Origin of the sequence: Bacillus sp. V3-13 (assembly GCF_002860165.1) — a bacterium.
In the GTDB taxonomy this organism is placed as follows: Bacteria; Bacillota; Bacilli; order Bacillales; family Cytobacillaceae; genus Bacillus_BJ.
In genome coordinates, this window is the sequence record NZ_PGUZ01000109.1 from 1 (window position 1) to 3,591 (window position 3,591).

At 42.4% G+C, this 3,591-nt stretch carries 4 protein-coding genes and 1 pseudogene; all 5 read right to left on the minus strand.

Annotated features, from left to right (window positions below; genetic code table 11):
• Window positions 1–690, minus strand: a 690-nt coding sequence (locus CU633_RS22490) for an RHS repeat-associated core domain-containing protein (protein ID WP_180955089.1), incomplete at its 3' end; no start/stop codon positions are given.
• A 58-nt stretch (window positions 691–748) separates the two neighbouring features.
• The gene (locus CU633_RS22495; protein WP_101662768.1) at window positions 749–1,042 is read right to left on the minus strand and encodes an RHS repeat protein; all 294 of its coding nucleotides are present in this window, start codon (window positions 1,040–1,042) and stop codon (window positions 749–751) included.
• A 123-nt stretch (window positions 1,043–1,165) separates the two neighbouring features.
• Window positions 1,166–1,536, minus strand: a pseudogene (locus CU633_RS22500) (recombinase family protein); the annotation flags it as partial.
• Window positions 1,537–2,139: 603 nt separating this feature from the next.
• The gene (locus tag CU633_RS22505) at window positions 2,140–2,610 is read right to left on the minus strand and encodes an SMI1/KNR4 family protein (protein ID WP_101662769.1); all 471 of its coding nucleotides are present in this window, start codon (window positions 2,608–2,610) and stop codon (window positions 2,140–2,142) included.
• A gap of 20 nt (window positions 2,611–2,630) precedes the next feature.
• The coding region (locus CU633_RS22510) for an HNH/ENDO VII family nuclease (protein WP_308314828.1) at window positions 2,631–3,591 on the minus strand (961 nt) is incomplete at its 5' end.

The following is a 3,591-nucleotide window of genomic DNA, read 5'->3' on the forward strand; positions in this document are numbered from 1 at the left end:
GTTATAATTTGTTCTGGCCATGGCAATCAATTCTGCCAGGGTTGGTACAGGTGGTGGCGGTGGCGGTGGTGGTGCTACTGGGCCTCCGCCTCCAGATCCTCCTGAAGATCCACCTGATCCTCCGCTTTCGCCTTTTCCTCCTCCAGATCCGCCTGATCCTCCGGAACCTGGTTTTGGTGCTGGTGGCGGTGGCGGTGTTGGATCTTTGCCTCCGCCTCCTGGTGCGGGCGCTTTACAATACTCCCCATCCGGGCCAGTCGGGATACAGATTGCGTGTCCGCTTGGGTCCATATAGGTCGCCGGGTTGTTATGGGCATTGCTGAACCGGTTTAAGCTGGCCGGAAGGTTCGTCCATCCCGGGAACGTGTCCATCGTCGTGAAGCGTCCTTCGTTCGGGCTGTACCATCTTGAGCCGAAATCGATCAGTCCGGCTTTGGCGTCATACGATTTTCCGGTGAACCCGACGGCGTTGTATGGGGCCGCCATCTCGGTAAACAGGTTGCCGAACGCATCATAGCGGTACTTCATCATTTGTTCGCCGATCCGGTCGGTGACGTCCATGATGTTGCCGATCGCGTCTTCATGGTAATACAACAGTCCGCCTCGGGTCCGGATATTGCCTTCATAGCCTTCCTGCTTGCGGCCGTGGTTGCCGAACATCTTCCGGGCAATCACGTGGTCCGATCCCATATAATACTGGGCGAGCGGCTGGCCGTTTTCCCCGTATTCCTTGAACACGTTCAGTCCGTCATACAGGTACTGGGTTGTTTCTTCGTAGAGCGCTTTGCCCATCCGCTTTTTCAGGCCGTTTTTCTCCCTGGTGCCGCGACGCTTTTCTTCTCAGGGCGTCGTACTCATACTCAACGAGCGAGCCGTCCGGGTAGTACACGCCTTTCAAGCGGTTGTCGGTCGTGTAATTGTACTTGATCATGCCTTCCCTTGTTTCCTTTTCAACGAGGTTGCCGTTGGCATCATAGAAATACTTCTTGTCTCCGGCTGCCGTCTTCATTTTGTTCAATCCGGTTACCGCCGGCGGAATCATGATACATAAAAATCTGCTCTTATAGCATTACCCGTACCCTGTGTTGTATCTTAAACTATTATAAAAATGGCAAACTGGTTATTTCATAGCTAAGGTTCACTCACCATTACTGTTTTGTAATTTTGGGTCTTTCTTATGGATGCTGTAAAGGGGCTGTTCAATACTTTTAATATCCACATCCAAATTTCTTTATCCCCGTTGAACCAGCACCTTACAATATCTGACCGCCATAATCGGCTTGTGTTCAGCACTACCACATAATCTATTTGGATAGACGAAAGGTGAGCCAACATCTCCTGTAAGCCCACCCTGTTAATATCCAATGCTTCCTCATTTAATTTAGCACCACTGATTCCTTCATCTCTAAAAATTTGTATCAAGTTCCATCCATTTTCTTCACAGTATGCTTTGATTTCATCTTCTTGATATTTCAAGCTGTATCCATCTTTTGCTTGCCCATGAGTTGAGACACGTATATACCCGACAACGTTCAACTTCTCTCCCTCCCGTTACATAAATTTTAATTTTTGTAAGCTTTTTAAACGAATAGCGAGTATTATACGACCGTCTTTAGTTAAAATACAACCCGAAAATTTAGAAGCCACAGCAGTAAAAGTGTGCCCTTTCACGATACCCATTGTTATCGCCAAGAGCATTGTCATTCTCGTTAGTTTGTTGCCTATGCCATGTCATAACTATCCCTACCATGTAAAATGTCATCTCGCCTAATTCTCTTTCTTATCTCCAAATCCAAGTATTAATACCAAACTCCATGATGGTACTACCTTCATGAGTTCTGAATTTCATAAAAACATCGTTCATGTTACCCTACACATAATTCCTTTATTTTTATTCACTTCCAAATAAACCTTCGTATTACCTTCTTTAACAGTACGAGCTTTGTCATGCTCGTGTGCAACTGTAAATCAAGTAGTAAATGTTATTGTTTTATACAAATATCAATGTAACCAATCTCGTATGTCAGTTAACCGTCATGAGTTTTTGATTCAAATACTAAGTAATTGTTTAACCATAAAACTTATTAGAAATATAAAAACCTTGAAAGGCTAAAAGCCAATCAAGGTTCAATTGTTATATTATACTTCTTGCATAACTAAATCTAATAAAAAATCACCAAAATCATTAGCAATTATTTCATAACTTTGACTTTCCAAATCAATACCAGGCACAAAAGATACTACCTTTGGTTCTCCTTTTTCATCAAGTTGATTAAAATCTAAACAAAAAAGTTCATCGCTCCCAGTATCATAGATAACAAGAAGGTTATTAGGTAGATTAATTTCTTTTCTTTCCGTTAAAGTGTACCAAATTGCATCAGGAACAGAAGAGTTTTCAAAATTATCATTAATAATCCCGTAAATCTCTTGAGCCCCGAAATTTCCTGCTCCAAAAGTTTGTAAATAATCTAAATATAGCCCAGTAAATTTTACACCTAGCTTTTCTTCAGCCAATTTTATTAATTCATTTGTCCGCCTTCCAATAAAGTCAGCCATATCTTCATTGGCCTGAATAATTTGCTTTGCTTTCTGATAAGTTTCAACGCTCATTTTTACCCTCCATTTTCATATTAAAAATCATTAGCTCTATTCTTCCAATAATCAGTTCTCCACTTATTAAATTCTGTTCTATTTATACCAGAAGGTATAGTATTAGGGTTGATATGGATTACCGAACTGTTTTCTTTATGGAACGTCTGTGTAACTTCTGCTATTGAGCTTGTATTTCTCTGGGTTGTGTGATGAAGATTGATTGACTTCCCATCTGGACCAAGTGGAGCCAATCCCTTTTTCATTCTTTCAAGATTAGTTCTTCCCCTTGCGTCTACCATGCTTGGGTCTATAATATCATCTCTTTGATAAACTTTCACATTATTAAATTCTGTTGTCTTATTCCAATATTTATAACCATTACCCGTACCCTTACTTGCCTTCGCTAAATCGACAACTTTACCCGGTTTATATAATAACCCAGCAGCGGCTAGAAATACATCCTCTTTAGAGGCACTACGGTAATTCAATAAAGTGTGAATATCTTCCATAAACCAGTAATTGACAGTACTTGCAGTTACATGTCCCCAACTAAGGTCAGGCTGATTAATTCCCCCTAGTACTTTTCTTTTACTATCAAAATGCATGTTATATCCATCATATACTGAGTACTTAGTAGGTTTGTACATATTGGAAGGAATATTTCCTGCTCTGTTATTAAATTCAGCTATGGCCATGGCAAGCAGTTCTTCCTTGGTTGGTCCGGGATCTACTGGTTCCTCAACTGGATCTTCAGACCCACCCGATGATCCTCCTCCACCGGATCCTCCGCTTCCGCCTATTCCTCCTCCAGATCCACCGGATCCTCCAGCACCTGGTTTTGGTGCTGGTGGAGGTGGTGTGCTTCCGTCATTCCCTCCGCCCGTTGGTGGTTTCGGTTTCGGGATGCAATACGTATCGTCTGAATCACTCGTCGTCTCACAGTGTCCTGATGGATCCGTAAAGTTGACCGGATTGTTATGGACATAGCTGTACCGGTTC

What these genes read in the sequence shown, in the direction of transcription:
- CU633_RS22495 (WP_101662768.1), bottom strand. Translation starts at nt 1,042, where the DNA reads ATGATTCCGCCGGCGGTAACCGGATTGAACAAAATGAAGACGGCAGCC.
- CU633_RS22505 (WP_101662769.1), bottom strand. Translation starts at nt 2,610, where the DNA reads ATGAGCGTTGAAACTTATCAGAAAGCAAAGCAAATTATTCAGGCCAAT.